This is a genomic window from Nocardioides halotolerans DSM 19273, assembly GCF_000422805.1.
In the GTDB taxonomy this organism is placed as follows: Bacteria; Actinomycetota; Actinomycetes; order Propionibacteriales; family Nocardioidaceae; genus Nocardioides; species Nocardioides halotolerans.
Genome location: NZ_KE383922.1, coordinates 30,228 through 56,600, shown reverse-complemented (window position 1 = coordinate 56,600; position 26,373 = coordinate 30,228). Strand labels below are relative to the sequence as shown.

The 26,373-nt window shown below is 72.0% G+C and carries 30 protein-coding genes and 1 other RNA gene; 14 read left to right on the top strand and 17 right to left on the bottom strand.

Annotated features, from left to right (window positions below; all coding sequences use genetic code 11):
* The 4 genes from G514_RS0110955 to G514_RS0110940 all read right to left on the bottom strand — a co-directional run bounded on the left by G514_RS0110955 (position 1) and on the right by G514_RS0110940 (position 4,461).
* Positions 1-393 (bottom strand): hypothetical protein, encoded by a 393-nt coding sequence (locus G514_RS0110955; RefSeq protein ID WP_028651780.1) that lies wholly within the window; start codon positions 391-393, stop codon positions 1-3.
* A 23-nt stretch (positions 394-416) separates the two neighbouring features.
* The gene (locus G514_RS0110950; protein WP_028651779.1) at positions 417-800 is read right to left on the bottom strand and encodes a hypothetical protein; all 384 of its coding nucleotides are present in this window, start codon (positions 798-800) and stop codon (positions 417-419) included.
* Between the two features lie 113 nt (positions 801-913).
* Positions 914-2,332, bottom strand: coding sequence for a hypothetical protein (locus G514_RS0110945; RefSeq protein ID WP_028651778.1), 1,419 nt, complete (start codon positions 2,330-2,332; stop codon positions 914-916).
* A 95-nt stretch (positions 2,333-2,427) separates the two neighbouring features.
* Positions 2,428-4,461 carry an NAD(+) synthase gene (locus G514_RS0110940; protein ID WP_028651777.1) on the bottom strand — a complete coding sequence of 678 codons (2,034 nt, stop codon included), beginning with the start codon at positions 4,459-4,461 and terminating at the stop codon, positions 2,428-2,430.
* A gap of 76 nt (positions 4,462-4,537) precedes the next feature.
* Between G514_RS0110940 and G514_RS0110935 the strand changes: the two genes are divergently transcribed.
* From G514_RS0110935 to G514_RS0110905, 7 genes are all read left to right on the top strand, one after another.
* Positions 4,538-5,050 (top strand): VOC family protein, encoded by a 513-nt coding sequence (locus G514_RS0110935; protein ID WP_028651776.1) that lies wholly within the window; start codon positions 4,538-4,540, stop codon positions 5,048-5,050.
* Positions 5,051-5,746, top strand: coding sequence for a hypothetical protein (locus tag G514_RS0110930; protein ID WP_028651775.1), 696 nt, complete (start codon positions 5,051-5,053; stop codon positions 5,744-5,746).
* Positions 5,747-5,844: 98 nt separating this feature from the next.
* The gene (panB, locus tag G514_RS0110925) at positions 5,845-6,714 is read left to right on the top strand and encodes a 3-methyl-2-oxobutanoate hydroxymethyltransferase (protein WP_028651774.1); all 870 of its coding nucleotides are present in this window, start codon (positions 5,845-5,847) and stop codon (positions 6,712-6,714) included.
* A gap of 172 nt (positions 6,715-6,886) precedes the next feature.
* A complete protein-coding gene (locus G514_RS0110920; RefSeq protein WP_028651773.1) occupies positions 6,887-7,819 on the top strand; it encodes an ABC transporter ATP-binding protein in 933 nt (310 codons plus the stop codon).
* Positions 7,816-8,601 (top strand): ABC transporter permease, encoded by a 786-nt coding sequence (locus G514_RS0110915; RefSeq protein ID WP_028651772.1) that lies wholly within the window; start codon positions 7,816-7,818, stop codon positions 8,599-8,601. Before G514_RS0110920 ends, G514_RS0110915 begins: the two co-directional genes overlap by 4 nt.
* Before the next feature lie 14 nt (positions 8,602-8,615).
* A complete protein-coding gene (locus tag G514_RS0110910; protein WP_211222117.1) occupies positions 8,616-9,740 on the top strand; it encodes a sensor histidine kinase in 1,125 nt (374 codons plus the stop codon).
* Entirely contained in the window at positions 9,737-10,345 is a 609-nt protein-coding gene (locus G514_RS0110905) for a response regulator transcription factor (RefSeq protein WP_028651770.1), read from the top strand. Before G514_RS0110910 ends, G514_RS0110905 begins: the two co-directional genes overlap by 4 nt.
* An 87-nt stretch (positions 10,346-10,432) precedes the next feature.
* On the opposite strand, the gene G514_RS29175 is transcribed toward G514_RS0110905, so the two are convergent.
* A complete protein-coding gene (locus tag G514_RS29175) occupies positions 10,433-11,410 on the bottom strand; it encodes a hypothetical protein (RefSeq protein WP_157544737.1) in 978 nt (325 codons plus the stop codon).
* A gap of 167 nt (positions 11,411-11,577) precedes the next feature.
* Here G514_RS29175 and G514_RS26190 point away from each other — a divergent pair, with 167 nt between their 5' ends.
* Positions 11,578-12,747 (top strand): PQQ-dependent sugar dehydrogenase, encoded by a 1,170-nt coding sequence (locus tag G514_RS26190; RefSeq protein ID WP_036564573.1) that lies wholly within the window; start codon positions 11,578-11,580, stop codon positions 12,745-12,747.
* A gap of 3 nt (positions 12,748-12,750) precedes the next feature.
* Here G514_RS26190 and G514_RS0110890 read toward each other — a convergent pair whose 3' ends face one another.
* From G514_RS0110890 to G514_RS30275, 3 genes are read right to left on the bottom strand one after another with little or no spacing between them, the layout of a single operon-like run.
* A complete protein-coding gene (locus G514_RS0110890) occupies positions 12,751-13,023 on the bottom strand; it encodes a hypothetical protein (RefSeq protein WP_051247331.1) in 273 nt (90 codons plus the stop codon).
* 1 nt (position 13,024) lies between these two features.
* Positions 13,025-13,204 (bottom strand): hypothetical protein, encoded by a 180-nt coding sequence (locus G514_RS0110885; protein WP_028651768.1) that lies wholly within the window; start codon positions 13,202-13,204, stop codon positions 13,025-13,027.
* A complete protein-coding gene (locus tag G514_RS30275) occupies positions 13,201-13,362 on the bottom strand; it encodes a hypothetical protein (protein ID WP_157544735.1) in 162 nt (53 codons plus the stop codon). Before G514_RS30275 ends, G514_RS0110885 begins: the two co-directional genes overlap by 4 nt.
* A 66-nt stretch (positions 13,363-13,428) precedes the next feature.
* Here G514_RS30275 and rnpB point away from each other — a divergent pair.
* Together rnpB and G514_RS0110875 are read left to right on the top strand one after the other, a co-directional pair.
* Positions 13,429-13,854: RNase P RNA component class A (gene rnpB, locus G514_RS29325), an RNA gene on the top strand.
* A 136-nt stretch (positions 13,855-13,990) separates the two neighbouring features.
* Entirely contained in the window at positions 13,991-14,374 is a 384-nt protein-coding gene (locus tag G514_RS0110875; RefSeq protein WP_028651767.1) for a DoxX family protein, read from the top strand.
* Here G514_RS0110875 and G514_RS0110870 read toward each other — a convergent pair.
* From G514_RS0110870 to G514_RS0110860, 3 genes are all read right to left on the bottom strand, one after another.
* Positions 14,364-15,287, bottom strand: a complete 924-nt coding sequence (locus tag G514_RS0110870) for an RNA polymerase sigma-70 factor (RefSeq protein ID WP_028651766.1) — start codon at positions 15,285-15,287, stop codon at positions 14,364-14,366. The genes G514_RS0110875 and G514_RS0110870 overlap by 11 nt on opposite strands.
* Positions 15,284-16,198: an NAD-dependent epimerase/dehydratase family protein gene (locus G514_RS0110865; RefSeq protein WP_028651765.1), complete on the bottom strand. Its 915-nt coding sequence runs from the start codon at positions 16,196-16,198 to the stop codon at positions 15,284-15,286. The genes G514_RS0110870 and G514_RS0110865 overlap by 4 nt, the downstream gene beginning before the upstream one ends.
* A gap of 82 nt (positions 16,199-16,280) precedes the next feature.
* The gene (locus G514_RS0110860; protein ID WP_028651764.1) at positions 16,281-16,484 is read right to left on the bottom strand and encodes a hypothetical protein; all 204 of its coding nucleotides are present in this window, start codon (positions 16,482-16,484) and stop codon (positions 16,281-16,283) included.
* 120 nt (positions 16,485-16,604) lie between these two features.
* On the opposite strand from G514_RS0110860, the gene G514_RS26185 reads away from it, so the two are divergent.
* On the top strand, positions 16,605-17,366 hold the full coding sequence (locus G514_RS26185; protein WP_036564570.1) for an SDR family NAD(P)-dependent oxidoreductase: 762 nt from the start codon (positions 16,605-16,607) through the stop codon (positions 17,364-17,366).
* 18 nt (positions 17,367-17,384) lie between these two features.
* Here G514_RS26185 and G514_RS0110850 read toward each other — a convergent pair whose 3' ends face one another.
* The 6 genes from G514_RS0110850 to G514_RS29170 all read right to left on the bottom strand — a co-directional run bounded on the left by G514_RS0110850 (position 17,385) and on the right by G514_RS29170 (position 23,268).
* The gene (locus tag G514_RS0110850; RefSeq protein WP_028651763.1) at positions 17,385-18,569 is read right to left on the bottom strand and encodes an alcohol dehydrogenase catalytic domain-containing protein; all 1,185 of its coding nucleotides are present in this window, start codon (positions 18,567-18,569) and stop codon (positions 17,385-17,387) included.
* Positions 18,570-18,668: 99 nt separating this feature from the next.
* Complete coding sequence (locus G514_RS0110845; protein WP_028651762.1) at positions 18,669-19,130, bottom strand: hypothetical protein; 462 nt, start codon at positions 19,128-19,130, stop codon at positions 18,669-18,671.
* On the bottom strand, positions 19,130-21,472 hold the full coding sequence (locus tag G514_RS0110840) for a molybdopterin oxidoreductase family protein (RefSeq protein ID WP_028651761.1): 2,343 nt from the start codon (positions 21,470-21,472) through the stop codon (positions 19,130-19,132). Before G514_RS0110840 ends, G514_RS0110845 begins: the two co-directional genes overlap by 1 nt.
* Before the next feature lie 133 nt (positions 21,473-21,605).
* A complete protein-coding gene (locus G514_RS0110835; protein ID WP_028651760.1) occupies positions 21,606-22,181 on the bottom strand; it encodes a DUF3618 domain-containing protein in 576 nt (191 codons plus the stop codon).
* Positions 22,157-22,567 carry a phage holin family protein gene (locus G514_RS0110830; protein ID WP_028651759.1) on the bottom strand — a complete coding sequence of 137 codons (411 nt, stop codon included), beginning with the start codon at positions 22,565-22,567 and terminating at the stop codon, positions 22,157-22,159. The genes G514_RS0110835 and G514_RS0110830 overlap by 25 nt, the downstream gene beginning before the upstream one ends.
* The gene (locus G514_RS29170; protein WP_051247325.1) at positions 22,564-23,268 is read right to left on the bottom strand and encodes a hypothetical protein; all 705 of its coding nucleotides are present in this window, start codon (positions 23,266-23,268) and stop codon (positions 22,564-22,566) included. The genes G514_RS0110830 and G514_RS29170 overlap by 4 nt, the downstream gene beginning before the upstream one ends.
* Before the next feature lie 104 nt (positions 23,269-23,372).
* Between G514_RS29170 and G514_RS0110820 the strand changes: the two genes are divergently transcribed.
* From G514_RS0110820 to G514_RS0110810, 3 genes are read left to right on the top strand one after another with little or no spacing between them, the layout of a single operon-like run.
* Complete coding sequence (locus tag G514_RS0110820) at positions 23,373-24,320, top strand: TIGR03557 family F420-dependent LLM class oxidoreductase (protein WP_028651758.1); 948 nt, start codon at positions 23,373-23,375, stop codon at positions 24,318-24,320.
* A 23-nt stretch (positions 24,321-24,343) separates the two neighbouring features.
* Positions 24,344-24,790: an SRPBCC family protein gene (locus G514_RS0110815; protein ID WP_028651757.1), complete on the top strand. Its 447-nt coding sequence runs from the start codon at positions 24,344-24,346 to the stop codon at positions 24,788-24,790.
* Positions 24,787-26,373 (top strand): phytoene desaturase family protein, encoded by a 1,587-nt coding sequence (locus tag G514_RS0110810; protein WP_028651756.1) that lies wholly within the window; start codon positions 24,787-24,789, stop codon positions 26,371-26,373. The genes G514_RS0110815 and G514_RS0110810 overlap by 4 nt, the downstream gene beginning before the upstream one ends.

The window sequence follows — 26,373 nt, the reverse complement described above, 5'->3', positions numbered from 1 at the left end:
CTAGCCGACCGTGATGGTGGCGGCGCACCTCGCGCCGCCGGCAGACACGGCCTTGAAGCGGAAGGTGTCCCGGCCCCGGGTGTCGGGCCGGTGCACGTCGACATCGATCTCGCCCTCCCGGTCGGCGGTCCGGGTCACCTTGCCGACCCGGGCGCCGTCGTGCTTGACCACGACGGTCCAGCGCGAGCCCGGCGCGAGCCGGTCGAGGTCGGCACTGACCTCGAAGCCGCCCCCGTCCTCGCGGTCCTCGCGGTCGACCTGGAGCTCGTAGCTCCCCTGGCCGCACGCACCGCGCTTGGTGGTGTCGGCGGACGCCGGCGTGGCGACGAGCAGGGTGGACAGCGGAGCGGCCACGAGCGTGGCGGCGCTGATCAGTGCGGTGGTGCGGTTCATGTCTTCTCCTCGGATCGGCTGGATCAGCGGGTGAGGGTGGCGGTGCAGGGCTCCCCGCCGGCGGATGGCGTGGCGGTGGCCGTGAACTCGTCGCTGCCGTCGTCGGCGGCGGGTGCGTCGAGGTCGAGCTCGCCGTCCTCGTCGGTCTGGCGCTGGCCCTCGAGGAGGGTCGTCTCGCCCTGGGCGAGCACGACGTCCCAGGTCTCACCGGCCGCGGTCGACTGCAGCTCGAAGGAGACCTCCACGCCGCCCTCGTCACGCTCGACCGACAGCTCGGTCGACCTGCCCTCGCAGGTCCCGCGCTGCGTGGTCTCGTCGTCGTTCTCGGCGCCGAACGCCGCCCAGGCGCCCACTCCGAGAGCGGTCGCCACGATCACCGCGGCGAGCGCCAGCAGTGCCTTCTTCATGAGTCCTCCGTGCGATCGACTGATCTGACACGGAGACGTTGTCGCGGGCGCCGCTAAGGCCGCACCTGCAGCGGGCTAAGGCGAGGCAAACGGCGGGATGGTCGGTGCGGGCGTCAGTTCGACGCGGCGACCGCCGTCCCGTCGTCCCAAATGTTGCCGGACCAGGCGTTGCCGCTGCGGGACTTGTCGAAGTTCGTCACCGGTCCGTAGGAGCCGCACTTGCGGTTGGCGCCGCGCTGGAAGACGTTGTTGGTGAACTTCTGGTTGGTGGCGTTGGTCGGGTCACCTGAGTAGGGCTTGTCGGGCGTGGCGCCGCCGTAGGCGCAGAATCCGCTTCGCGGGCTGGCCACGAACAGGTTGGCGTCGATCGTGTTGTTCTTGATCGCGGTGAAGTCCGGGTAGCCGGTCAGGTCCGCCGAGCAGCCGATGTCACCGTTGGTGAACGGTCCGGTGAACGAGCAGTGGATCGAGCTGTGCCGCAGCGTGAGCCCCTGCTCCATGCGCACCGAGGAGGCGTGCGCGCCGTTGCTCGGGTCCGGCCACAGGTTCGTGCCGTGGAAGTAGCTGTCCTGGATCAGGCAGTTGCGCTCGCAGTACGCCGCCCGGTTGGTGTTGATGATCTCCGTGCGCAGGATCGTGAAGTTCGACCCGTTGACGCCGCAGTCCGAGGTCGTGTTGCCGAGGTCACCGCAGGCGTACTTGCCGGCCGGGCAGCTCCCGTCGCTGCAGGCGGGGAACTGGACGCCGCTGTCGATGAACGAGTCCTGGACGGTGTACGGCGCGGCGCCCCCGGACTGGACGATCGAGCCGTTGAGGTAGGAGTTCCTCAGCACGAAGCCGCTGCCGCCGCTGGTGATGTTCAGGGTGCGGCAGTTGACCACCTTGGAGTCGATCACGACGTTGGGCGTGCTGATGGTGCACGAGCCCGAGTAGGTCGCCATGGCGGTCGCCGCCTTGGTCGGACCGGTGTTGGCCGTGCCGGGGAAGCAGCCGCCGCTGCCGTCGGGCCCGTCGGGCGAGTACGGCGTGGACGAGGCACAGCCGGCCGCTCCGCCACCACCGCCGCCGCCGGCACCGACGACCCTGAGGGTGCGGATCTTCGACTTGGCCCGGCCGAGCAGCTGGTTGCCGAGGAACCTGGCGCGCACCTTGTAGATGCCCGGCCTCAGCTTCGGGAGGCGGACCACGTCCTTGCCCTTGACGAGGGTGCCGCCGATCGTCCTCGGCTTGCCCTTCTTCCCCACGACCACGACCGCGACCTTGCCCGAGCCGAGGGCCGCCCGCTGCAGCGCACCGGGGGCGTGCGAGCGGGCGCTGCGGGTGCCCAGCGCGATCTTCACGCGCGCCCGCTGCTTCGCCGTCACCTGCTGCTTGACGAGCTTCATGTACACCGTGGGCGTCCGGCTCGATCGGTGAGAGTCGGCGCCGGGCGGCGCGTTCTGGGCGGAACCCGGCAGCGGCGCGAGGACCAGCGGCAGGAGCAGGGCGAGGACGTTGAGGGCGCGACGGCGCGAGGGGATGTTGGGGGACATTGGCATCCACCATGACGAGTCGCGGCGCGGCGGGCAACCGGCGTCCCCCAGTTTGGGTAGCCCAGAGCCGTTGCTGCGCCGGGCCTGCGCGGGCCCTACTTCTTCGGCACGTTCTCCAGCTCGGCCAGCCACGCCGTCGGGTGCGCGTCCGAGGGCATCCGCCAGTCGCCGCGCGGGCTCATCGTGCCGCCGGCGCTGACCTTGGGGCCGTTGGGCAGCGCGGACCGCTTGAACTGGCTGGCGAAGAACCGCGTGATGAACACCTCGAGCCAGCGCCGGATGTCGGCGAGGTCGTAGTCGACGCGCCGCTGCTCCGGGAAGCCGGCCGGCCACTCCCCGGCGTCCATGTCGTGCCAGGCGTGCCACGCCAGGAACGCGATCTTGCTGGGGCGGAAGCCGTAGCGAAGCACCTGGAAGAGCGTGAAGTCCTGCAGCGAGTAGGGCCCGATGGCGTCCTCGGTGCTCTGGGCGGGCTCGTCCTCGCGGGCCGGGACCAGCTCGGGCGAGATCTCCTGGTCGAGGATCGCCTCGAGGATGGCGTCGGTGTCCTCGTCGAACTGGCTGGTCGTGACCACCCAGCGGATGAGGTGCTGCATGAGGGTCTTGGGCACGCCGGCGTTGACGTTGTAGTGCGACATCTGGTCGCCGACGCCGTAGGTGCACCACCCCAGGGCGAGCTCGGAGAGGTCGCCCGTGCCGAGCACGATGCCGCCGCGCTGGTTGGCGGCGCGGAACAGGTAGTCGGTGCGGAGGCCGGCCTGGACGTTCTCGAACGTGACGTCGTAGACCTCCTCGCCCCTGGCGAAGGGGTGGCCGAGGTCCTCGAACATCTGCCGTGCGGCCGGCGTGATGTCGATCGTCTCGTGCGTGGTGCCGAGTGCCTCCATGAGGCGCACGGCGTTGCTCTTGGTGCCCTCGGTCGTCGCGAAGCCGGGCAGCGTGAACGCGAGGATGTCGCTGCGCGGCCGCCCGAGGCGGTCCATCGCGTTGGCGGCGACGATGAGCGCGTGGGTGGAGTCGAGGCCGCCCGAGATGCCGACGACGACCTTCGGGTCGCCTATGGCGCGCAGCCGCTGCTCGAGCCCGCTGACCTGGATGTTGTAGGCCTCGTAGCAGTCCTGGGCCAGGCGCTCCTCGTCGGCCGGCACGAACGGGAACCGCTGGACCGTCCGCCGCAGCCCGAGGTCGCCGCGCGGCGGGTCGAGCTCGAAGCCGACGCGCCGGAACGTCGTGCGCGCGGCGTGGGTGCGCCGGTTGTCGTCGAAGGTCCCCGTCCGCAGCCGCTCCTGGCGCAGCCGGTCGAGGTCGACGTCGGCCACGGCCCGGCGCGGCCCGTCGGGGAACCGGTCGGTCTCGGCGAGCAGCTCCCCGAGCTCGTAGACCATGGTCTGGCCGTCCCAGCTGAGGTCGGTCGTCGACTCGCCCTGCCCTGCGGCGGCGTACAGGTACGCCGCCAGGCATCGGGACGACGCGCTGCGCGCGAGCAACCTCCGATCCTCGGCGCGGCCGATGGTGATGGGGCTGCCGGAGATGTTCGCGAGCACGGTCGCCCCCGCCAGCGCGGCCTCGGCGCTCGGCGGCACCGGGACCCACATGTCCTCGCAGACCTCGACGTGCAGGCTCAGGCCGGGCACGTCGGAAGCCTCGAAGATCAGGTCCGGCCCGATCGGCACCTCCTGACCGGCCAGCACGATGGTGCCGCGGACGTCGTCGCCGGGCTGGAACCAGCGGCGCTCGTAGAACTCCCGGTAGGTCGGCAGGTAGGACTTCGGCGCCACCCCGAGGACCCGGCCGCGGTGGATGACCACCGCCGTGTTGAGCACCCGGTTGCCGTGGGCCAGCGGCGCTCCGACGACGAGGACCGCCAGGAGCGCCTCCGACGCCGCGACGATCTCGGCGATCGCCTCGTGGACGGCGTCGAGCAGCGTGTCCTGGAGGAACAGGTCCTCGACGGAGTAGCCGGTCAGGCACAGCTCGGGGAACGTCGCGACCGCGACGCCCTCCCCGTCGCAGGCCTGCGCCTCGGCCACGACGGCGCGGGCGTTGGCCAGCGGGTCGGCCATCGTGACGCCCAGCGTGCAGGCGGCGACGCGGGCGAAGCCGTGGGCGTAGGCCGAGTAGAAGTCCACGGTTCGAGTCTAGGGAAAGGAGCGGCGCCACCCCTGCTGGCGATGAGTCGGCGTACGCCGCGCGGTCTGACCTCGCATGACTCTCGCCGCCGGCACCGCCATCAGCCCCTGTCTCTGGTTCGACCACGAGCTCGAGGAGGCCGCGGAGTTCTACACCGCGGTCTTCCCCAACTCGCGGGTCGGCCACCTGGCCCGCTACACCGTTGCGGGCCCGGGCGAGCCGGGCACGGTCATGGCGGGCGAGTTCACGCTCGACGGGCTGACCTTCCGGGGCATCAACGGCGGGCCCGAGCACGCCGGCTTCACCGAGACGGTGTCGTTCTCGGTGACCTGCGCCGACCAGGCCGAGGTCGACCACTACTGGAGCGCCCTGACCGCCGACGGCGGCGAGGAGTCGGTGTGCGGCTGGCTCCGCGACCGGTTCGGGCTGTCGTGGCAGATCGTGCCGCGACGCCTCTACGAGCTTATGGGAGACCCCGACCCGGCCCGCGCCACCGCCGCCACCGAGGCGATGCTGCGGATGCGCAAGATCGTGGTCAGCGAGCTCGAGGCCGCGGCCGACGCCGCCGGTGCACGTCAGACTGGCTGAGTGCTCGTCGTCGCGACCGCCAACGTCCTCGGGACCCTCGGCCGGCGCGACGCCCGGGCGGCGGTCGCGGCGGTGCTCGACCACGAGCCCGACCTGGTGGCGCTCCAGGAGTGGCACCCGTGGCGGGCCGGGCTGCTGCGGGGCTTCCGCGACTACGCGTGGCACCAACCGGCGCTCGGCGGCTGTGCGACCGGGGCGCGACGCACCCGGTTCGAGCGGGTCGTGCGCGGGAGCGGGCGACTCAGCCCGCCGGGCCGGGCCGACCGCTCCGGGCGGCTGCTGGGGCTGGAGCCGCCACGGCGCGCCGGGCTCACCGTGCAGCGCGACTTCGTGGACGGCACCCTCGTCTCGCTCATCGCCTTCCACCTCGCCTCGCAGGTGCAGGGCCCCGACCACGCCTTCCGCGCCGACCGGCCCCGCCTCGTCGCACGGCACCAGCTGGAGACGGCCGCGCTGCTCCGGCTCGTCGACGAGTCGCTGGCGGCGGGGCTCGCGACGTACGCCTGCGGCGACTCGAACTTCCACGGCTTCCGGATCCCCGGGCTGGTCTCGGCCTGGGACGCGCGTCCGGACGCGGGCGGCACCCTCGGGCCCGCCCGGCGGGTCGACGACGTGCACGGGCCGACGGCGCCGAGCGACGTGGTGACGGTGCGGACCGCCAGCGACCACCTCGCGGTGGTGGCGACGTACGCGTGACGACAAACACAGCCCGCTACCGGCGCGTACGTCGCTAGCCTCTTCAGTAGTCCGTGGACTCCACTCGGGAGCCGCGAGACGACGATGGGAGCTCGACGATGAGCGAGGAGACCGCCCCCTACGGCACCGGTCCGGCCAAGGCCGACGCCCCCGCGCCGGCCCCCAGGTCGGGTCCGGCGAAGGTGCGCACGCACCACCTCCGGGAGATGAAGGAGCGCGGCGAGAAGTTCACGATGCTCACGGCCTACGAGCAGTACGCCGCACAAACGTTCGACGAGGCCGGGATCGACGTGCTGCTGGTCGGCGACAGCGCCTCCAACAACGTCTACGGCAACGAGACGTCCCTGCCGGTGACCGTCGACGAGCTGATCCCGCTCACCCGGGCGGTATCGCGGTCGGTGCGCCGCGCGCTGGTCGTCGGCGACCTGCCCTTCGGCTCCTACCAGGCCTCGCCCGAGCAGGCCTACCTCACCGCCGTGCGGTTCATGAAGGAGGGCGGCGCGCACTGCGTGAAGCTCGAGGGAGGCGTCGAGATGGCGCCCCAGATCGAGCGCCTCACCCGGGGCGGCATCCCGGTCATGGCGCACATCGGCTTCACCCCGCAGTCCGAGCACGCGCTGGGCGGCTACCGCGTGCAGGGCCGCGGCGAGACCTCGGCCCGTGTGCTCGCCGACGCCGAGGCCGTCCAGGACGCCGGTGCCTTCGCCGTCGTGATGGAGATGGTCCCCGGCGACGTCGCCGGCGAGGTCACCCGCAAGCTGCGCATCCCCACGATCGGCATCGGCGCCGGCAACGAGACCGACGGCCAGGTGCTGGTCTGGCAGGACGCCTTCGGCCTGCGCACCGGCCGGATGGCGAAGTTCGTGAAGCAGTACGCCGACGTGCACGGCGTGCTGCTCGAGGCGGCCAAGGCGTACGCCGACGACGTGCGGGCCGGGACGTTCCCGGGGCCCGAGCACACGTTCTGAGGCAGTTTCACCGGGTACCCGGTGAAACTGCCGCTGACCGTAAGGAACTCCATGCGGTCAGCGCCAGTTTCGTGCGGGCAGGCACCACTGAACCTGGGGCATGACAGATGTCACGACCAGTTCGTGACGGTGAGCGGAAGCACCGAACGGCCGACGCCACGACGCTGGAGGCATGACTCAGACCCAGCTCGTCGAGACCGGCGCACGACCGGCCGCCGTTCCCGCGGTGTCGCTCTCGGGGGTGACCAAGTCGTTCGGTGACGTCAAGGCCGTGCGCGGCATCGACCTCGAGCTCCAGCAGGGCGAGGTCGTCGCCTTCCTCGGGCCGAACGGCGCCGGCAAGACGACGACGATCGACATGGTGCTCGGGCTGTCACGGCCGACGACCGGCGACGTGCGCGTGCTGGGTCTCGAGCCGCGGCAGGCGATCGCTCGCGGCCTGGTCAGCGCCGTGATGCAGACCGGCGGCCTGATCAAGGACCTGAGCGTGCGGGAGACGGTGGAGTACACCGCCAGCCTGTTCGCCGACACCAAGCCCGTCGACGAGGTGCTCGCGAACGCCGGCATCACCGGCATCGCCGACCGCAAGGTCGCCAAGTGCTCCGGCGGTGAGCAGCAGCGGCTGCGGTTCGCGATGGCGCTGCTGCCCGACCCCGCGCTGCTGCTCCTCGACGAGCCCACGACCGGCATGGACGTCGAGGGACGGCGGACGTTCTGGTCGGCGATCCGCCGCGACGCGCAGCAGGGCCGCACGGTGCTGTTCGCGACGCACTACCTCGAGGAGGCCGACCAGTACGCCGACCGGATCGTGCTCATCAGCAACGGCCGGATCGTCGCCGACGGCAGCGGCTCCGAGATCCGCGCGCTGGCGGCGGGCAGGTCGGTCCGGGCGACGCTCGCGAACGCCGACACCGACCGGATCGCGGCCATCGGCGGCGTCGACGCGATCGAGGTCCGCGGCGAGACCGTGCTGGTCCACACCAAGGACAGCGACGCCGTCGCGCGCTACCTGCTGACCGAGACCGACGCCCGCGACCTGGAGATCACGTCGAAGGGCCTCGAGGACGCGTTCCTGAGCCTGACCCACGAGGGAGACCACCGATGAGCACCGCCACCGTCGACCCGACCACGCGCAAGGTCCCGCCGTACGGCGGCCTCAACGCGACGATCCTGCGCATCGAGATCAAGCGGATGCTGCGCAATCGCCGCACCATCATCTTCACCCTGGTCCTCCCCGCCGGGCTGTTCTTCGCCTTCGGCGGCGTCAAGGGGTGGAACGACGACGTCGGCCACGGCAACGCCGCGGCGTACATCCTGGTGTCGATGGCGCTGTACGGCGCTGCGCTGACCGCCGCGGCGGCCGGCGCCATGGTCGCCATGGAACGCGCGATGGGCTGGTCGCGGCAGCTGCGGCTGACCCCGCTCAGCCCGGTCGTCTACATCGGCATCAAGGCCATGGTCGCGCTCGTGATGGGCGCGATCGCCGTGCTGGTCGTGAACGTCGCGGGGCTCGTCCAGGGCAAGCCCGACATGCCCGCCGGGAGGTGGCTCGCGTGCGCCGTGCTCGCGATCCTCTGCACGCTCGTCTTCGCGGCGCTCGGGGTCTTCGTCGGCTACCTCGTGCCCGGCGAGAACGCCATGCAGGTCCTCGGTCCCGGCCTGGCGCTGATGTCGTTCCTCGGCGACGTGTTCATCCCGATCGACGACCACAGCAGCCTGATCTGGCACGTCGCGCAGTGGACGCCCATGTTCGGGGTCGCCGAGGTCACGCGCGCCCCGCTGACCGGGGAGCTGCCGTGGTACGCCGTGGTCAACGCCGTCGGGTGGCTCGCCGTCTTCGTCCTCGGCGCGGCGTGGCGGATGAGCAAGGACACCGCCCGCGTGTGACTACCTTGATGCCTGTGAGCAAGACCGAGCCGGTCACGCCGGTGCCGGGGGTGTCGACCCCCGGCTCGACGGGCCGGATGGGTCCGCTGTTCGCAGCCATCTGGCTGTTCTTCCTCCTCAACCCGCTGCTCGAGGGCTGGCAGCACCGCGACGAGGCACGCGGCCTCCTGGGCATCGCGAGCACGCTGGCGTTCGCCGGCGCCTACATGTCGCTGTGGGTCAGGGCCCGGGCCGACCGGCAGCGCCTGGTCGACACCCCGCCCCTGAGCTGGTCGTTGCCCTACCTCGGCGTGCTGGTGGGCCTCGCCGCCGTGACCATCGCCAGCGTGGGCGAGCCCGGGCTGGCGTGCGTGGTCTACGTCAGCGTCGCGTGCGTGATGGTCTTCCCGTTCCGGGTGGCCGCCCCCATCGCGGTGGGCCTGGTCGTGGGAACCATCGCCCTCGGCGCCCGGGAGGACTGGGGCAGCCAGGTCGGCACGGCGTTCGGCATCATGGCCGCCTCCGTGGCCGTCTTCGGCATGCGGGCCGTGATGACCCGCAACATCGACCTCGTCAACGCACAGCTCGAGAATGCCCGACTCGCCGTCGACAACGAGCGCACCCGCTTCGCCCGCGACCTCCACGACATCCTCGGTCACTCGCTGACCGTCATCACCGTGAAGGCCGAGCTCGCGCAGAAGCTCCTCGACGTCGACCTCGACCGTGCTCGCACCGAGCTCGCCGACCTCGAGCGGCTCAGCCGCGACGCGCTGCACGACGTACGCCGTGCGGTCGAGGGCTACCGCGACATCACCCTGCCCGGCGAGCTGGTGCGCGCCCGGGTCGCGCTGCGCGCCGCCGAGATCGAGGCCGAGCTGCCCAACTCGACCGACGACGTCCCGACCGAGCTGCGCGAGCTGTTCGCCTGGACCGTGCGGGAGGGCGTCACCAACGTGATCCGGCACTCCGGCGCCCGGCGCTGCGAGGTCGTGCTGACGCCGACCAGCGCTGAGGTCCGCGACGACGGGTCCGCCACGGCGTCGCCCGAGCAGGGCGGCTCCGGGCTGGCGGGGCTGCGCGAGCGGGCCGCCGAGGTGGGCGCCTCGGTCGTCACGCGCGACCTCTCCCCCGGGTTCTCCCTCTCGGTCGTCCGGCCATGACGATCCGGCTGCTGCTCGCCGACGACCAGGCACTGGTCCGCGGTGCGCTGGCCGCGCTGCTCAACCTCGAGTCCGACCTCGAGGTGGTGACCGAGGTCGGGGCCGGCGACGCCGTCGTACCGGCCGTCCTCGAGCACCACCCCGACGTGGCGCTGCTCGACGTGGAGATGCCGGGTCTCGACGGGATCGCGGCGACGGCGGAGGTGCGTCGCGTCTCGCCGTCCACGAAGGTGCTCATCGTGACGACGTTCGGCCGGCCGGGCTACCTGAGGCGGGCTCTTCAGGCCGGCGCGGCCGGGTTCGTCGTGAAGGACACACCCGCCGCCCAGCTGGCCGACGCCGTACGCCGCGTGCACGCCGGCCTCCGCGTGGTCGACCCCGCCCTGGCCACCGACTCGCTCGTCGCCGGCGAGTCACCGCTGACCCAGCGGGAGACCGAGGTGCTGCGCGCCGCGCGCGACGGCTCGTCGGTCGCGACCATCGCGCGCAAGCTGTTCCTGTCGGAGGGCACCGTGCGCAACCACCTGTCCTCGGCGATCGGCAAGACCGGTGCGGCGAACCGCACCGAGGCCGTCATCACCGCTGACGGGTACGGCTGGCTCTGAGTCGTCCCTCCGACTGCACCACAAATGGGGGCGCAGGGTGGCTCTGTTGTGGTGCAGTCCCTGAATCGCACGCGCCCCCCGCGCGACTCAATCGCTTTGTGCCACATCTGAGTCGTCAGGTGTCTCAAATGCGGTGCACATCGGCGAACACGGGAACGGTCGGCCGGTCCAACCCCGCTGGTGCAGCAGTGCGCCGACCGCCGCGGCAAGGCGACACGGGTCCAGGACCTGTCCCCATCCGATGCGCACGCTGACAATGCGATCGATGGCCCCGGCGAGATCCGCCTCGAAGTCTGACCACCTGTCGAGCGAGTCGGCGTGGCCGACGCGACCGTCGAGATGCACCAGCACGTTCTGGTCCTCGTACTCGACATCGGGATACTTCTTCTTGCCGCCCAGGACCCATGGCTGCTGTCGCTCGGCACGCGGTAGCCCGTGGGCGTGCTCGACGTACTTCTTGTAGCGGTACTCGAGGACCGAGCGCACACCTTCGTCGACGTCTCCCAAGAGCTGTCGGAGGAGAGCCCGGTGCCTGAGCTTGGGTCGATCGGCGAGGGCCGACCTCAACCGCTTCGCCGTCGTGCGGCCGTCCTGCACGGCATCCGCGACCGTCGCGACGCAGGAGTCCAGCCTCTTCTTGCGCGACGCGACGCTCAGGAGAGCATGCTCGACCGATTGGCGAGGCGGTGAGAGCACCATGTTGCACTGAGACTCAGCACGGGCCACCTGGTAGACGGTGATCCCCACACGCCTCCTGATCGTGCGAGTCCGGTCGACGCATACGCGGATGGGCGCCCCGCGCCGAGGTTCGTAACCACGCACGTTGTGGGCGTGCAGCGCCGACGCTCCCTCGAGGGCCGCGGGCCAGTAGAACAGCACGGCCGCCCAGGCCAGCTGGTTCCATGTCGGCGGCCCTGTGTGGTTGACGTAGACCCCTGGATGAACTGGTTTCCACTCGCGACGTCGCAAGCGTCGTCTGATGTCGCACGGACGGTCGCCGGCCTCGAGGACCTGCCGTCGAGAGATGACGCCGTCTTGCGCGAGCAGGATGTCCGGGATGGTCACGTCCGGAACCCTGCCCGGATGTGGGTCCGTCGTTCGGTCGCTCACGCGTCCCTGTGGATGCCGACCTCGATGTTCTCGACTGTGCAGACTTCGGGGACACATAGAGCACGGATGTGTCACTGTCTGGTCGACGGCACTTCGCAACCCGTCGGAGTACGGTCGCGGGCATGCGCTCGGTGCTGCTCGCAGTCGTCCTGGTCCTGCTCGCTCCGGCAACTCCGGTAGCCGCGGCTGGCCCGCCGGCGGCGGAGGCAGAGCCGGCACCGGTCGAGCGCGCCGAGCGCAAGCCCCTGCCCAAGCTCAAGGTCACCACCGTCGTCCGGCACCTCGACCACCCGTGGGACGTGAAGACGCTGCCGGGCGGGGCCTTGATCTTCACCCAGCGCGACCGGGCCACGCTGTCGGTCTTCAAGCGCGGCAAGGTACGCCGGGTCGCGTTCCCGCGGCGTTCGGTCTGGGTCTCGGGCGAGACCGGCCTGCTGGGGCTCGAGGTCGATCCTGACTTCAGGACCAACCACCGCATCTACGTCTGCCAGGGCGGCTTCACCGGCAACGGCGGCCACGACGTGCACGTCACCGCCTGGACGCTCGACAAGCGGCTGCGCAAGGCGAGGATGGACAAGGTGCTGGTCGGCGGCTTCCCGACCAGCAGCGGGCGGCACGGCGGGTGCCGGCTGCTCGTGACGAGCGACGGGTCGCTGCTCGTCGGCACCGGTGACGCCGCCCAGGGCACCAACCCCGAGGACCTCGACTCGCTCGGCGGCAAGACGCTGCGGCTCGACAGGTTCACCGGGGCGCCGTGGCCGGAGAACCCGTTCGCGGCGGAGAGCGGCCCTCGGCGCTACGTGCACACCTACGGCCACCGCAACGTCCAGGGCGTCGCGGAGCGCGCCGACGGCACGCTCTGGAGCATCGAGCAGGGCACGTTCCGCGACGACGAGGTCAACCTGCTCGTCAACGGCGGTGACTACGGCTACAACCCGGTGCCGGGCTACAACGAGTCCGTCCCGATGACCGACCAGTCGCTGCCCGGCAAGCAGGTCAGGGCCCGCTGGCGCTCCGGCAACCCGACGCTCGCGACCTCCGGCGGCGGGTTCGTGGACGGCGCCAAGTGGGGCGCCCTCGACGGCGCGCTCGCGGTGGCGTGCCTCAAGGCCAGCCGGGTGCTGTTCCTGACCTTCGACGACCCGGGGAAGCTGAAGCGGGTGCGCGCGCCGCGGGTGCTGCGCCACTACGGCCGGATCCGTCAGGTCACCAGCGCCGAGAACGGCGACCTGCTCGTCACCACCGACAACGGCGGACGGCGCGACGTGATCCTGCGCGTCAGCCCTCGGTGAGGCTCACGCCGTCCAGTCGAAGAGCACCTCACCGGCAGTGATCACGCCGAACCACACGACGATCGCGACCAGCGGCAGCAGCAGCGTCCGCTTCGGGTGCGGGGTCCACCAGCGGGTGGTGACCACGAACAGCACCACCCAGATCACCAGCAGCAGCACCACGCCGTACCACGGGGCGAGCAGCCCGCTGGCGGCGTAGACGAAGAAGCAGCCGGCCATGCCGATCATGGCCACGAACGGCCAGGGCGAGGCCTTGTGACCCTGCGGGATCGCCACCTCAGTCGGCGGGCTTGTCGTTCCAGCGTGGGTCGTTGTCCCACTCCTCGTTGCGCTCCTTGACCTTCTCGAGCGCGCGCGCGGCCTCGGCCTCGGTGTCGTAGGGCCCCAGGCGGTCCTTGTAGGCGCAGCCGTCCTGGCCCTCGACCGCGTGGTGGTTGAGACAGAACCAGTAGCTCATGGCAGGAACGTACTGCCCACCGGCACGACGTAGGGATCGTCGCCCGTGTCGCCCTGGTCGGCGTCGCCGCCCTGGACGATGCCGACGATCACCATGATGGCCAGGACCGCGAGGATCAGGGTCACCACGCCGAAGAACAGCAGCCTCTTGTGTTGCATGCCCTCCGGTACCCCGACCAGGGGCCCTGACTCGGTGCGGCCGGTCCCCTACGCTGTGCATGCGGATGGGCTGGCCGGGCGACCGCGTCACCACGCCTCTCGAGGTGCGGTGCCGAGGAAAGTCCGGGCTCCACAGGGCAAGGTGGTGGGCAACACCCACCCGGGGTGACCCGCGGGACAGTGCCACAGAGAACAGACCGCCACTGCGGCCTCCGGGCCGCAGCGGCAAGGGTGAAACGGTGGTGCAAGAGACCACCAGCGGCCCGGGCGACCGGGCCGGCTAGGCAAACCCCACCTGGAGCAAGGTCAAGAAGTCCGGCGCCTTCGGGCACCGGGCGCGCGTACGCGCCAGAGATGGCACAGGGCGGCCCGCCCGAGTACGCGGGTAGACCGCTGGAGGGTGCCGGCAACGGCACCCGTAGATGGATGGTCGCCGATCGGGAACCGCGAGGGACCCGGGAACAGAACCCGGCTTACAGGCCAGCCCGTCCGCACCTCTCGGCCTCCTCCCGCGCCCCCGTGGGCTCGGTCACAACCGGCCTTCCCGGTGTCACTCCTCGACGCCGCGCCCTCGTCTCGTGGGAAGCAGGTCGCCCGTCCGGGGCGACCGCTTCCGAGGAGGAGACCGATGAACGTCGCACTGTGGATCACCGCCGGGCTGCTGGCCCTGGTCGCCCTGACCGGTGGCCTGACCAAGACCTTGGTGTCGAAGGACAAGCTGGCCGTGCACGAGGGTGCCGCGTGGACGCGCGGGGTCAGTCCCGCGTTCGTGAAGACGCTGGGGGTGCTCGAGCTGCTGGCCGCGGTCGGCCTGATCCTGCCGGCCGTGACCGACGTGGCGCCCGTGCTGGTGCCGATCACGGCGGTGGTCTGGGTGGGCCTCATGGTCGGGGCGATGATCACCCACGGCCGGCTGGGTCAGGTCAAGCTCGTGCTGGTCAACGTCGTGTACGTCGCGCTCGCGGTCTTCATCGCGGTGGGCCGCTTCGGCCCCGAGTCGTTCACCGCGTGACCGGCCGAGTCTTCCTGAACTGGCTGAGCAGGGCCCAGACGTCCGCCACCGGACCGACGTGCCGGAGCTTGTCGGGGTTGCCGACGGAGCGGACGGTCTGGATCCTGCCGTCCAGCACGTCGAGCGCCCACGTGCTGACCACGTTGCCGTCGCGGTCGCGCAGGATCGCTCCGGGCTGGCCGTTGACCTCGTGCTCCTCGAACGTCACCCGCAGCGTGGCGAGCCTCGGGAAGAACGCCGCCAGCACCCGCGCGACCTTGTCGTCGCCGACGACCTGGCGGGCCAGCGCCGGGGCCTTGCCGCCGCCGTCGCCGACCAGGCGGACGTCGGCCGCGAGCAGCTCCTTGAGCCCGTCGACGTCGCCGTCGCGGACGGCGTCGAAGAACCGGGCGGCGAGCTCCGCGCGCTCGCGACGGTCGGCCTCGAAGCGGGGCCGACCGCTCTCCATGTGTCGTCGCGCCCGGGCGGCGAGCTGGCGGCAGGCCGCCTCCGAGCGCCCAACCGCCGACGCCACGTCGGCGAAGTCGAAGGCGAACACCTCGCGCAGCACGAACACCGCGCGCTCGAGCGGCGAGAGCCGCTCGAGGAGCAGCAGCGCCGCCATCGAGACGGAGTCGGCGAGCTCGGCCGCGCGGGCCGGGTCCTCGTAGGGATCGGCCAGCAGCGGCTCCGGCAGCCAGTCGCCGACGTACTGCTCGCGCCGGACCCGTGCCGAGCGGAGCACGTCGATCGAGATCCTCGTGACCACGGCGGACAGGAAGGCCTTGGGCGAGCGCGGCACCGTCGGCGTCGACTCGTAGCGCAGCCACGACTCCTGGACGGCGTCCTCGGCCTCCGCCACGCTGCCGAGCAGCCGGTAGGCGATCGAGAACAGCAGCGGCCGCAGCTCCTCGAACTCCTCGGTGCGCGTCATGACAGCGCCTCCGCGAACCCCTCGCGCCACGAGGGGTGCTCGAGCACCCAGCCCAGCTCCCGCTTGGCCTTGGCGTTGGAGAAGCCCCGGCCCTCGGTCATCATGCCCACCACCATCTCTCCGGCGATCAGCCGTGCCAACCAGGTTTGGAGCCGCCGCGGCGGCTTCGCCCCGACCGACCGCGCCAGGTGCGGCAGCCACTCGCTCACCGGGGCGGGCTCGTCGTCGACGATGTTGAACACGCCGGTGGCGTGCTGCTCCACGGCCAGCACGGTGGCGGCCGCCGCGTCGTCCACGTGCACCCACGAGGAGTAGCCGGTCCCGCCACCGACGATCGGCAGCATCCGCCTGCGCACGAGCGCGACCTGCTCGTCGTTGGCGCCGCCGCCGTAGAAGGCGCCGTAGCGGAGGACCGCGCCACCCGCCTTGACCACCACGTCCTCGAGGTGGGTGACCGCCTTCGTGCCCTCGGTGACCTCGAGCGGGTCCTCCTCGGTCTTGACCCACCCGCCCGTGCGCTCGCCGTTGAAGCTGGCGTGGCTCTGCGACACCACGTGCGAGACGCCGACCGCCTCGGCCGCGGCCAGGAGGTGGTCGATCCCGTCGGTGCGCAGCCGGTTGGTGGCCGCGAAGAAGCGTCCGACGTTCCACGGCGTCGCTCTGCCCGCGTGCCTGCTGGACAGCCCGGTCATCTGGTTGACGACGGTGTCGGGTGCGGCTGCGGCCACGACCTCGCCGACCGAGGCGGCGTCCAGCCCGTCCATGACCACGGCCTCGGCGCCGAGCCGCCGGAGGACGTCGAGGCGGCTCGCGTCGGTGGTGGTCGCCGTGACCTCGTGGTCACGCGCCACCAGCTGCCTCACCAGGGAGCGTCCGAGTACGCCGCTCCCGCCTGCCACGAACACCCGCATGATCCACGTCCCTCCAGTCGTCTGGTCCCACCCACGAGACGAGACGACTGCCGGGCACGTGACATCGGCGCCCCGGCCGGACCTACTTCGAGGGCTCCGGGGTCTTGCACTTCACCTTCGGGTTGACGCCGGCGTAGTTGAGCGGCCCGGCCACGATCGTCAGGGCCGTGTCGCTGAACTCCTTGCAGCTGACGTCGTCGTCGCCGCCGAAGTAGCCGCGTTGGGCAGCGGCGACGGCCCCGACCACCAGCCAGATGACCACCAGCAAGGCAATGAGTGTTCTCATGGATCCCCCTCCTCAGGTGACTGCGGGGTACCCGACGTGAGAAGCCGGCACACGGGTACCTCCGGGCGTGTCCACCGCCGATGCCCCTCCCAGAGTCCCGCAGCCCGGCCCCTCGCGCTCGTGACGGGAGCCTCGACCGGCATCGGACGGGCGCTCGCCCACGAGCTCGCTGCGCGTGGCCACGACCTGGTCGTCGCGGCCGACGAGACCAGGATCGAGGGCGTCCGGGGCGAGCTCGCCGAGGAGACGGAGGCGGTCGCCGTCCAGGTGGACCTCTCGACCCACGAGGGCGTCGAGGAGCTGCACCGCCGCACGCTCGCGCTCGGCCGCCCGATCGCGGTCGCCGCGCTCAACGCCGGCATCGGCACCAACGGCTCCTTCGACCAGACCTCGCTCGAGGACGACCTGCGCGTGGTGGACCTGAACGTCCGCTCCACCGTGCACCTCGCCAAGCTAGTGGTCCGCGACATCCTGGACGCCGGCGAGGGACGGCTGCTCATCACCTCGTCGATCGCCGCCGTGTCACCCGGCCCCTACCAGGCGACGTACAACGCGTCGAAGGCGTTCGTGCACTCCTTCGCCGAGGCGATCCGCCACGAGCTCAAGGACACCGGCGTCAGCGTCACGTCACTCATGCCGGGGCCGACCGACACCGACTTCTTCGCCCGGGCGGGCATGGAGGACGACACCCGGCTGGGCCGCACCGACCTGAAGGACGACCCTGCCGAGGTGGCCAAGGACGCGATCGACGGCCTCCTCGCGGGCAAGGCGAGCGTGGTGTCGGGGTCGTTCCTCAACCGGCTCCAGGCCGAGCTCGGCACGCACCTGCCGGACGCGCTGGCCGCACCCATCCTGGCCCGGATGGTGAAGCCCCAGGACTGACCCAGGGGGCCGCCGCCGCTACGGACGGAAGACGACCTTGATCGCGCCGTCCTCCTTCTTCTGGAAGGTCTCGTAGGCCTGCGGCGCCTCCTCGAGCGGGAGGTGGTGGGTCGCGAAGCTCTCCACGCCGAGCACGTCCTCGTCCTGCTCGAGCAGGGCGAGGATGTCGTCGGTCCAGGCGCGCACGTTGGCCTGGCCCATGCGGATCTGCACCTGCTTGTCGAAGAGCTGCATCATGTTGATCGGGTCGGCCGCGCCGCCGTAGACGCCGGAGATCGAGACGGTCCCGCCGCGGCGGACCGAGTCGAAGGCGCTGTAGAGCGCGGTCAGCCGGTCCATGCCGCCGTGCTTGAGCAGCGGCTCGGCGAGGGCGTCCGGGAGCAGCCCCACCATCTTGTGCATGATCTTGACGTTCGATCCGTGCGCCTCCATGCCGACGGCGTCGATGACCGCGTCGGGTCCGCGGCCACCGGTCCGGGAGCGGATCTCGTCGGCGAGGCTCTCGTCGCCGAGCGCCTCGATGTCGATGATGTCGGCGCCGCGGTTGGCGACGCGCGCCAGCCGCTCCGGGACCAGCTCGGCGACCGTGACCTGGAGCCCGCGGTGCATCGCGATGCGGCTGGCCATGTCGCCGATCGGCCCGGCACCGAGCACCAGCAGCGAACCGCCCTCGGGGACGTCGGCGTACTCAACGGCCTGCCACGCGGTGGGCAGCACGTCGCTCATGAAGAGGAAGCGGTCGTCCGGCGGGCCGTGGGGCACCTTGACGGCACCGAAGGCGCCGTGGGGCACGCGGAGGTACTCGGCCTGGCCGCCGGGCACCTGGCCGTAGAGCTTGCTGTAGCCCAGGAAGCTGGCGCCCGTGCCGTGCTCGTGGTTCTGGGTCGTCTCGCACTGGCTGAAGAGCTTGCGCTCGCACATCCAGCAGTGGCCGCAGCTCACGTTGAACGGGATCACCACCCGGTCGCCGACGTCGAGGTGGTGGACGTCACTGCCGACCTCCTCGACCACACCCATGGGCTCGTGGCCCACGATGTCGCCGGGCTCCATGAACGCCGCCAGGGTCTCGTAGAGGTGCAGGTCCGAGCCGCAGAGGCCGCTCGAGGTGACCCTGATCAGGACGTCGGTCGGCTCCTCGATCTTGGGGTCGGGGACCTGCTCGACCCGCATGTCGTGGACGCCGTGCCAGGTGACTGCTCGCATGTGTGACCGGTGTCCGCCCGCTTCGTCGCACATGCCCACCCCCAGGGGTGTTTCGCGGGTGCGGGTCACCGTCGCGGCGAGGCAGGAACGGGCGAGCGGTCAGGGAGCGACGATCAGCGCCTGCGGCGCTGCGGCCTTCATCCGGGTGTTGAGCCACGTCAGCTGGCGGTCGGTCTCCTGCTGGCTGGACTGCGCGACCTCCAGCAGATCCCGGTCGCGCAGCCCCTGGGCGCCCTGGGCGATGACGACCCACGTGCTCTTGACCAGGGACGCCAGGAGGTGGAGGTCCTGGAGGTCGCGCAGCAGGCCGATCTCCCCCTCCCTCGCCTGCAGGAGGGCGTCGGCGCGGAGCCGCTCGGGCTCGTCGAGGTCCTCCTCGCCGTAGCGCTCGACCACCGGCGCGAGCTGCTCGCGGTGCCGGTCGCACATGCCGGCCAGCGTCAGGCAGAGGTGGTGGACGTCCGCCACGTGGGCGTGCCCGTCGGCGACCGTCCGGAACGAGTCCGCGAGCACCTGCTCGCTGTGGTCGACCAGGCCGACGTATGTCGCGAGGTGCGGCATCACGCACCTCCTCCCGGGCCGGCCTTCGCGACCCGGCAGGCCGCGGTCTTGAACGTCGGCTGCTTCGAGACCGGGTCCCACACGGTCATCGTGAGCACGTTGGCCTGGCCCTCCCCCGCGTAGTGGAACGGGACGAACGCCGTGCCGGGCTCCTGCTCGCGGACCCGCAGCGGTGCCCGGATCGAGCCGCGCGGAGTGGTCACCTCGGCCTCGTCGCCGTCGGCGAGGCCGAGCGCGCCGGCGTCGGCCGCGCAGAGCTCGACCCACGGACCCGGAGCCGCGGCGTCGAGCGGCCGGGCGCGACCGGTCTTGGTGCGCGTGTGGAACTGGTAGACCGTGCGCCCCGTGGTCAGCCGCAACGGGAACTCGTCGCTGACCTGCTCGTGGGGCGGGGTCCAGTGCTCGGCCTTCAGGAACGCCCGGCCGGCCGGCGCCTTCGCGCGGTGCTGCTCCTCGGTGACGGTCCCGCCGGTGAGCAGGTCGTGCCCGTAGGTCTCGCAGTAGTCGGTGTCGCTCGGGAAGTGCGCGTCGGCGTAGAGCCGCGCGGTCCCGTCCGGCTGCTCCTCGGTCACCGGCCACTGGATGCCCTCGCTGCTGCGCAGCGTGTCGTAGGACAGCGCGCTGTAGTCGCACGGACGGCCGGCGCTCGCCTCCCGCCACGCGTCGAACCACTCCTCGGGGGTGCGCCACTTCACCAGCGGCGCGCCGTCCTTGTCCTCGAAGCCCATCGCGTCGGCGTAGGCCATCCAGATGTCGAGGTCGCTGCGCGCCTCCCCCGGCGGGTCGACGGCCTGCTCCGAGAGGTGCACGGTGCGGTCGGCGTTGGTGAACGTCCCGGTCTTCTCGCCCCACCCCGCGGCCGGCAGCACCACGTCGGCCAGCGCCGCGGTCTCGGTGAAGAACAGGTCCTGCACGACCACGAAGCACTGCTCGCCGCCGAGGATGCGCTTGATCCGCGCGGACTCCGGCATCGACACCGCCGGGTTGGTCGCCGAGACCCAGAGCAGCCCGATCGTGCCCGCCTCGGCGTAGGAGAAGATCTGCATCGCGTGCGTCGGGTCCGACCAGTGCGGGATCGTCATCGGGTCGACGTTCCAGAGCTCCGCCAGCCGCTGCACGTGCTGGGGGTTCTGCCAGTTGCGGAACCCGGTCAGGTCGCCGTCGGCCCCGGTCTCCCGGTTGTTCTGGGCGGTCGGCTGGCCGTTCATCTGCAGGATCCCGCAGCCGGGCCGGCCGAGCATCCCGCGCAGCAGGTGGAGGTTGTTCACGCCGACGGACGCGGCGGTGGCCTGGTGCGACTGGTAGAAGCCCTGCAGCACGGTGGAGAGCACCCGGTCGGTGGTGCCGAAGATCTCGGCCGCGCGGCGTACGTCGTCCGGCTCGACGCCGCAGATGTGGCCCACCCGCTCGGGGTCGTAGTCGGCCACGGTCGCCTCGAGGTCCTCGCGGCCGAGCGTGTGCGCAGCGACCCACGCGTCGTCGGTCCAGCCGCGGGTGAGCAGCTCGCGGACCAGGCCGTTGACCAGGGCGACGTTGGTGCCGACCCGGACCGGCAGGTGCACGCCGCCCGTCCTGCCGCACGCCCGCGCCACGTCGGTCTCGCGCGGGTCGACGCACACGACGGCCGGCGGGTCCGTGCCCTCGATGCGGTCGAGCATCCGCCGCCACAGCACGGTCTGCGTCTCCGCCACGTTGTGGCCGTACAGGAAGATCGCCTCGGCGTGCTCCACGTCGTCGTAGGAGCCGGGCTGGCCGTCGGCACCGAAGGACTCCTTGAGCGAGGCGGCGGCGGTCGCCGTGCACAGCCGCGTGTTGCCGTCCATGTGGGGGGTGCCGATCCCGGCCTTCCCGACGACGGCCTGGGCGTAGTACTCCTCGAGGAAGAGCTGCCCGCTGGTGTAGAACCCGTGGCTCAGCGGGCCCTTCTCGTCCAGCAACCGGCGCGACTCGGCCACGATGCGGCCCATCGCGGTGTCCCAGTCGGTCTCGACCAGGTCGCCGCCCTCGCGCACGAGCGGCCGGGTGAGCCGGTCGGGAGAGTGCGACCACGGGGTGCTGCCGTAGAGGCCCTTCGGGCCGAGCCGGCCCCGGTTGACGCGGTCGTCCGCGCGCCCGCGCACGCCGACCATCCGGCCGTCCTTCACCGCGATGTCGCAGCCGCACCCGTTGCTGCACAGGACGCAGGCCGAGCGGACCCAGTGGTCCACCTCGGCCTCTGCGAGGCCGTCCTCCAGGTGGAGGTCGACGCGCGGCTCCCACGCCGACCCGGACGGGTGCGGTCGGGCCGGTCCCGGCACGTCGACGATGCGGTCGTCCTGGTCGGCTCCGGCAGCGCGGGTCACCCTGCTGCGGTAACCGAGCCGCATCCGCGCAAGCCGGCCGTCGCCATGGTGGCAGGTGGCGTGCAGCCTGCCGGCGAGGCGACGCCGCGGCCCCCGCTGGGGGGCCGCGGCGTGCGGCGGTCGTGCCCTCAGGTCAGCCCTGCGCCTGGTCCCGCACGGCCTCGGTCGACGACTGAGCCTCCTCGGCGACGGTCTGCGCGGAGTCCTGCGCGGACTCCTTGACCTGCTGCGCCGAGTCCATGGCCGACTGCTTCACGCGGTCGACGGCCTCCTCGCCCGCGGACCGGGCCTCGTCGAGCAGCGGCTGCCCGTGCTCCTTGGCCGTCTCCACCACCCAGTGCGCGGCCTCGGCCTCGAGTCGGCTGGCGGGCATGAGCGAGGCGAGCACGACGCCCGCGCCGAACGCGACGAGGCCCGCGGCCAGCGGGGTCCCCTCGAAGCGCTCCTGCGCCGTCGACGACATGCTCGCGCCGGTCGACGACAGGCTCTCGCCGCTCGACGACACGGCTCCGGACACCGAGGACGTGGCGCCCTGGGCGGTGCCCATCACCTGGTCCTTCATCGACGCGAACCGTCCTCGCACCGCCTGCTTGCGGCGCTCCACGATCGCCGCCGGGCTCACGCGGTCCTGCAGGGTGTCGAGGTCCGACGCCATCCGCTGCCGGGTGTCCTCGATCTGGCTGGTCAGCTCTTCTGTGCCTTGGCCCATTGCACGTCCTCCTTCAAGGTCTGTTGGGTCTGGGGTAGTTGCGGGTTCGCCGTCTTGAGCTCCTTGCGGCCGATCGAGGCGAGCACGGCGGCGGCGATCGCCCACACGCCCGCGGTGATCAGCGCGGCCACCTCGACGGGCAGCCAGTTGTCGAGCAGGAAGGTCAGGGCAAGGCTGAGGAACAGCAGCACGAACCACCCTGCGAAGCCGGCGCCACCGAGCATCCCGGCGCCCTTGCCGACCTTGGTCACCTCTTCCTTGAGCTCGACCTTGGCCAGCTGCACCTCCTGCTTCATCAGCGTGGACAGGTCGGTGCTGAGGTCGCCGACGACCTCGCCGAGGCTGCGCTCGTCGCCCTGACCCGGTGTCCGCGTCGTCTGGGTCATGGCAGCGACCCGTCCGGCTCGCCGGCCGCCGGAGCCGTGGGCAGGCCGTTGCCGACCGGCGGCGAGGAGTAGCCCATCGCCGAGGCCGGCAGGTCGGTCGTCGGCGCCGAGGTCACGGGGGTGGCCTGGGTGGCCGGGGTCGGCGGCTGGGTGGGCTGACCGTGGCCGGCGGACACCTCGGTGGTGTTCGGCGCGCCCGGTGTGGCGCGAGGCGTGTCCGCGCCCTCGGCGGCTTCGGCCGCGTCCTTGGTGCCGCGCGCCAGGCGGCCCACGACCACGCCGGCCGCGAGCGCCCCGAGGAGGAAGGTCCCCGGCCGCTGACGGGCGAAGCGGCGTACGTCGTCGAGGAGCTCGCGCGGCTCGCGGGACTCGAGGTGCCGCGAGATGGTCTGCGCTCGGTCCGCGGCCTCGTGGGCCAGCGTGGCCGCGAGGCCGGCTCCGCCCTGCGCCATCTGTCCGAGGTCGTCGGCGAACGTCGCCAGGGTGCCCGCGACCCTGTCCTTCTGCTGGCGGCCCTGGTCGTCGAGCTGTCCCTGGAGCTTGCTCATCGCGTCGGTCACGACGCCCCTGGCCTGCTGCGTCGCCTCCGCGGCGAGGTCCCTGGCCTCGCTCGCGGCGGTGCCCGCCACGTGCTTGCCCTGGTCGGCGGCCGTGGCGGCCGTCTCCTGGGCTCGTTGGGTGGTGCTGGTGTCCGTGGTCATCGAACCTCCCGATCTGGTGTGGGAGTTCCAGTGACCCGCCGGGGCCCAGCCACCCTCACCCCGGCGGGTGACGTCCGACCGACGCGGGTGGGTACCCGTCGTGCATGCGCTTCGGATACTTCCTGTCCTGCGAGGAGTACTCGCCCGCCGAGCTGGTCGAGCAGGCGGTCGCTGCCGAGAAGGCCGGCTTCGAGGCCCTCTGGATCAGCGACCACTACCACCCGTGGAACAACGAGCAGGGCCAGAGCCCGTTCGTCTGGGGCATGATCGGCGCGATCTCGCAGGCCACGTCGCTGCCGGTCACGACCGCCGTCACCTGCCCCACGACGCGCATCCATCCGGCCGTGGTCGCGCAGGCCGCCGCGACCGCCGCGGTGCAGCTCGAGGGCCGGTTCGTCCTCGGGGTCGGCACCGGCGAGGCGCTCAACGAGCACGTCCTCGGCGACCCGTGGCCCTCCGCCGACGTCCGGCTCGAGATGCTGGAGGAGGCCGTCGAGCTGATGCGCCGGCTCTGGACCGGTGAGGTCGTGACGACCCAGGGCACGCACTACGACGTCGACACCGCGCGGATCTACACGCTGCCCGACGAGCCCCCGCCGGTCTACGTCTCGGCGTTCGGGCCCAAGGCCCTCGACCTGGCCGCCCGCATCGGCGACGGCTTCATCAACACCGCCGACGACGCCGACGCCGTGGCGTCGTTCAAGGAGAAGTCGGGCGGCAAGCCCTGCCAGGGCGGCGTGAAGGTGGCCTGGGCGGACACCGACGACGAGGGCGTCGACCACGCCCACAGGCTCTGGGCGAACGCCGGGCTGCCGGGCGAGCTCGCGCAGGTGCTGCCGAGCCCGCAGCACTTCGAGCAGGCCTCGCAGCTGGTGACCCGCGAGTCGACGGCGCAGAGCATCGTCGCGGGCAGCGACACCGACCGGCACGTCCAGCAGCTGCGCGACTACGTCGACGCGGGGTACGACGAGGTGTACGTCGCCAACATGGGGCCGAACTACCTCGCGATGATCGAGGCCTACGGCCGCGACGTCCTGCCCGCGCTGAGATAGCACCGGGCGGGTACCAGCCAGCCATGAGTACGACCACGCGCGTGATGCAGGCGACCCCCGACCAGGTCTGGGCGGTGCTGTCCGACGGCTGGCTCTATCCCCTGTGGGTGGTGGGGGCCACGCGGATGCGCGACGTCGACGACCTCTGGCCGGACCCGGGCGCACGGCTGCACCACTCCGTCGGCACGTGGCCGCTGACGCTCGACGACATCACGGAGGTGGAGGAGTGCGTCCCCGGTTCGCGGCTGGTGCTGCAGGCGCACGCGTGGCCGGCCGGGCGTGCCAAGGTCACCATCACCCTGCGCCCGCAGGGTGCCGAGACCGAGGTGGTCATGGAGGAGCACGCGAGCGCCGGGCCGGGAGCCATGGTGCCGAAGGCGATGCAGGACCCGCTGCTCATGTGGCGCAACGTCGAGAGCCTGCGCCGGCTCGCCTTCCTCGTCGAACGCCGGCAACAGCAGGTCGCATGACCGCGTCGGCTGCGGCGTACGACGCCGTGGTCGTCGGCGCCGGCCCCAACGGGCTGGTGGCCGCGAACCTCCTGGCCGACCGCGGCTGGTCGGTGCTGGTCCTGGAGGCGCAGCCCACCATCGGCGGCGCCGTGGCCAGCGCCGAGGACGTGCACCCCGGGTTCGTCCACGACACCTTCAGCGCGTTCTACCCGCTCGCGGCGGCGTCTCGCACCATCCGGTCGCTGCGGCTCGAGGACCACGGCCTCGTGTGGCGCCACGCCCCCGCCGTGCTCGGGCACCCGTTCGCCGACGGGAGCTGGGCCCTCCTCCACCGCGACCGCGAGGTCACCGCCCGGCTCGCGGACGCCCAGCACGCCGGTGACGGCGACGCGTGGCTGGAGATGTGTGCCGAGTGGGACGCGGTGGGGTCGCACCTCGTCGACGCCCTGCTGACACCGTTCCCGCCCGTCCGCCCGACGCTGGGGCTGCTCACCCGGATCCGCCGGGCCGGTGGGCTGCGCTTCGTGCGCACCCTGCTCACCCCGGCTGCCGAGCTCGGACGGCACCGCTTCGGCGGCGACGGCCTCGAGATCCTGATGGCGGGCAACGCGGGCCACGCCGACATCCCGCTCGACGCGCCGGGGTCGGGCCTGATGGGGCTGCTCATGACCATGCTCGGCCAGACGGTCGGCTTCCCGGTGCCCGAGGGCGGCGCCGGGCGGCTCGCCCACGCGCTCGCGGACCGGTTCACGAGTCGGGGCGGCGAGATCAGGTGCGACGCCGAGGTCATCGGGATCGACGTGGCCGACCGCCGGGCGCGGAGCGTCCGCACCGCGACCGAGCGGTTCCGCGCCCGTCGTGCGGTGATCGCGGACGTGGCCGCGCCGCACCTCTACGGCCGGCTGGTCGATCCCGACGACGTGCCGGTCAAGGTGGCCCGCGGCATGCGCCAGTTCGAGATGGACCCCGGCACCGTGAAGGTCGACTGGGCGCTGGGCGGGCCCATCCCGTGGCTCACCGAGCCGGCGTACTCGCCCGGCACGGTGCACGTCGCCGACTCGCTGCCGCAGATGCAGGAGGCGCTCAACCAGGTGTGGGCCGGGTCGATCCCGGCGGCGCCGTTCATGCTCACCGGGCAGATGACCACCAGCGACGCCACGCGGTCGCCGGCCGGCACCGAGTCGTTCTGGGCCTACACGCACGTGCCCCAGCACGCCCGCTCCGACGCGGGCGACGACGGGCTCACGGGCCGGTGGGACCACGACGAGTGCGAGCGGTTCGCCGACCGGATGCAGGCCCGGCTGGAGCGGCTGGCGCCGGGCTTCGGCAGCCGCGTCCTGCAGCGCCGGGTGCTCGGTCCCCGGGAGCTGGAGGCCCGCAACGCCAACCTCATCGGCGGCGCGGTGGGCGGTGGCACCGCGCAGCTCCACCAGGACCTGATCTTCCGGCCGGTGCCCGGGCTCGGGCGCGCCGAGACCGGCATCAGCGGCCTCTATCTCGGGTCGGCGTCCGCGCACCCGGGCGGGGGCGTCCACGGCGCGGCCGGCAGCAACGCCGCGAGGGCCGCCGTCCTGCACGACCGGCTGCGACTGGGCCGCTGA

Bases quoted from the DNA above. Each gene is read 5' to 3' on its own strand.
- G514_RS0110955 (WP_028651780.1), bottom strand. From the start codon at position 393: ATGAACCGCACCACCGCACTGATCAGCGCCGCCACGCTCGTGGCCGCT.
- G514_RS0110950 (WP_028651779.1), bottom strand. From the start codon at position 800: ATGAAGAAGGCACTGCTGGCGCTCGCCGCGGTGATCGTGGCGACCGCT.
- G514_RS0110945 (WP_028651778.1), bottom strand. From the start codon at position 2,332: ATGTCCCCCAACATCCCCTCGCGCCGTCGCGCCCTCAACGTCCTCGCC.
- G514_RS0110935 (WP_028651776.1), top strand. From the start codon at position 4,538: ATGACTCTCGCCGCCGGCACCGCCATCAGCCCCTGTCTCTGGTTCGAC.
- panB (WP_028651774.1), top strand. From the start codon at position 5,845: ATGAGCGAGGAGACCGCCCCCTACGGCACCGGTCCGGCCAAGGCCGAC.
- G514_RS0110920 (WP_028651773.1), top strand. From the start codon at position 6,887: ATGACTCAGACCCAGCTCGTCGAGACCGGCGCACGACCGGCCGCCGTT.
- G514_RS0110915 (WP_028651772.1), top strand. From the start codon at position 7,816: ATGAGCACCGCCACCGTCGACCCGACCACGCGCAAGGTCCCGCCGTAC.
- G514_RS0110905 (WP_028651770.1), top strand. From the start codon at position 9,737: ATGACGATCCGGCTGCTGCTCGCCGACGACCAGGCACTGGTCCGCGGT.
- G514_RS26190 (WP_036564573.1), top strand. From the start codon at position 11,578: ATGCGCTCGGTGCTGCTCGCAGTCGTCCTGGTCCTGCTCGCTCCGGCA.
- G514_RS0110885 (WP_028651768.1), bottom strand. From the start codon at position 13,204: ATGAGCTACTGGTTCTGTCTCAACCACCACGCGGTCGAGGGCCAGGAC.
- G514_RS30275 (WP_157544735.1), bottom strand. From the start codon at position 13,362: ATGCAACACAAGAGGCTGCTGTTCTTCGGCGTGGTGACCCTGATCCTC.
- G514_RS0110875 (WP_028651767.1), top strand. From the start codon at position 13,991: ATGAACGTCGCACTGTGGATCACCGCCGGGCTGCTGGCCCTGGTCGCC.
- G514_RS0110870 (WP_028651766.1), bottom strand. From the start codon at position 15,287: ATGACGCGCACCGAGGAGTTCGAGGAGCTGCGGCCGCTGCTGTTCTCG.
- G514_RS0110865 (WP_028651765.1), bottom strand. From the start codon at position 16,198: ATGCGGGTGTTCGTGGCAGGCGGGAGCGGCGTACTCGGACGCTCCCTG.
- G514_RS0110860 (WP_028651764.1), bottom strand. From the start codon at position 16,484: ATGAGAACACTCATTGCCTTGCTGGTGGTCATCTGGCTGGTGGTCGGG.
- G514_RS0110850 (WP_028651763.1), bottom strand. From the start codon at position 18,569: ATGCGAGCAGTCACCTGGCACGGCGTCCACGACATGCGGGTCGAGCAG.
- G514_RS0110845 (WP_028651762.1), bottom strand. From the start codon at position 19,130: ATGCCGCACCTCGCGACATACGTCGGCCTGGTCGACCACAGCGAGCAG.
- G514_RS0110835 (WP_028651760.1), bottom strand. From the start codon at position 22,181: ATGGGCCAAGGCACAGAAGAGCTGACCAGCCAGATCGAGGACACCCGG.
- G514_RS0110830 (WP_028651759.1), bottom strand. From the start codon at position 22,567: ATGACCCAGACGACGCGGACACCGGGTCAGGGCGACGAGCGCAGCCTC.
- G514_RS29170 (WP_051247325.1), bottom strand. From the start codon at position 23,268: ATGACCACGGACACCAGCACCACCCAACGAGCCCAGGAGACGGCCGCC.
- G514_RS0110820 (WP_028651758.1), top strand. From the start codon at position 23,373: ATGCGCTTCGGATACTTCCTGTCCTGCGAGGAGTACTCGCCCGCCGAG.
- G514_RS0110815 (WP_028651757.1), top strand. From the start codon at position 24,344: ATGAGTACGACCACGCGCGTGATGCAGGCGACCCCCGACCAGGTCTGG.
- G514_RS0110810 (WP_028651756.1), top strand. From the start codon at position 24,787: ATGACCGCGTCGGCTGCGGCGTACGACGCCGTGGTCGTCGGCGCCGGC.